The 1,399-nt window shown below is 40.9% G+C and carries 2 protein-coding genes; one reads left to right on the forward strand and one right to left on the reverse strand.

Annotation, left to right across the window (positions count from 1 at the left end):
* Positions 1 to 235 precede the first annotated feature (235 nt).
* Entirely contained in the window at positions 236 to 445 is a 210-nt protein-coding gene (locus ACE1CC_RS05810) for a hypothetical protein (RefSeq protein WP_413269527.1), read from the reverse strand.
* On the opposite strand from ACE1CC_RS05810, the gene ACE1CC_RS05815 reads away from it, so the two are divergent.
* The gene (locus tag ACE1CC_RS05815; protein ID WP_413269528.1) at positions 434 to 991 is read left to right on the forward strand and encodes a hypothetical protein; all 558 of its coding nucleotides are present in this window, start codon (positions 434 to 436) and stop codon (positions 989 to 991) included. The genes ACE1CC_RS05810 and ACE1CC_RS05815 overlap by 12 nt on opposite strands.
* The last annotated feature ends 408 nt before the right edge of the window (positions 992 to 1,399 follow it).

The following is a 1,399-nucleotide window of genomic DNA, read 5'->3' on the forward strand; positions in this document are numbered from 1 at the left end:
TCACTTTCACCGTCATAATATAAGTCAAGTAAACTATTAGTTAAAGAATTAATCGTTCGCTCAAGTTCATCAATTTGATTACGTCTAACCACCTGGACTACTGCGGTAATATGCTCCTCACAAAAGGCCCGTCCCAAATGTCTATACTTACTCTTCTTTTGGGGATCTTTTGCTTGCTCAAAAATCGGTTCAGTGTAGCCCCAACACAGCAGTTACCGAAAGAAAACAACATGAACTACCCGTCGTTACTTCGTTGAACGACGGGTTTCTGTCGCTTCATCTCCCAAACTTGCTTCCATCCGCCAGTTGACTGGGGAGCAGAAGTAGAGGTTTGAGATCCACGATTGAGGACGCTAGTTCCTAACGCCCAATCCACCATTACTTGCGAAGCAGCTACGTCGCGGTCGCACTCATAGCCGCACTTAGAACATTGGTGAATTCGCAAAAGACAAATCTTTCTTTTTCTGTTCAAAAATCTCTACTCAAAACGCTTTCTCCATTAATTGATGAAACTACTTGGGGTGAAGCTGATGAAATAGCACAAACAAATTTCACTACTCGTCGTGGGCGGCCTCTGCAATTAAACATCTCTGCTTGGCATCAAATGTTAATGCGAGGAACCAAAGAATATCCGATGCACAAACATCCTTTTACTTTATTACAGGTGAGGGTTACTGATGAAGAAAGTCAGCAATTATGGCATCCGATGTGGTTAATTGTGCTTGGTACTAGGCGAAATGAATTAACTATTATGGATTGCTATTTATCTTACCGACAACGATTCGATATGGAACATTCTTTGCGTTTCAGTAAACAACGTTTGTTGATGAATTCTTTTCAAACTCCAGATGTAGAGCATGAAGAAAATTGGCTTCAACTAACGCAATTGGCTTATATCCAATTATGGGCAGCTAGAAATTTGGTGCAAGCCCTACCTCGTCCGAAAAGAAAAATCTTATCACAAAAAAACTCATCATTCTGTAACACCTAGTTTAGTGCAAAGAGACTTCTACCGAATTATTCGCACGATTGGTACTCCGGCTGTTTCTCCGAAACAAGAGAGGTTTTTCCCGTGGGCGGCTAGAAGGTGACTCCAAAGAGAAAAGAAAACGACATCCTGTGGTCAAAAAGGGGAAAAAGATGAAAAAGAATCCATCTCCTACACAGACTGCTGCTTAAATCAGCCCAATTCTTCCTTATTTAATCATAACTACTTCGCGAGATTAGAACGCGAAGCAACTTTTTTTGTCCAAAGTCCAATACTTGAGTGAAGGATTAAAATATTCAATCCTTCACTCAAAACTTTCCAGTTAAACCGCACTAACCGAAAGTGAAATTAGCACTGCTAATACTACTAGCTTGCACCCCATCTAGTGCCGCTAATAATTCATCGCCATTC

This window comes from Floridaenema aerugineum BLCC-F46 (assembly GCF_041929345.1).
In the GTDB taxonomy this organism is placed as follows: Bacteria; Cyanobacteriota; Cyanobacteriia; order Cyanobacteriales; family Aerosakkonemataceae; genus Floridanema; species Floridanema aerugineum.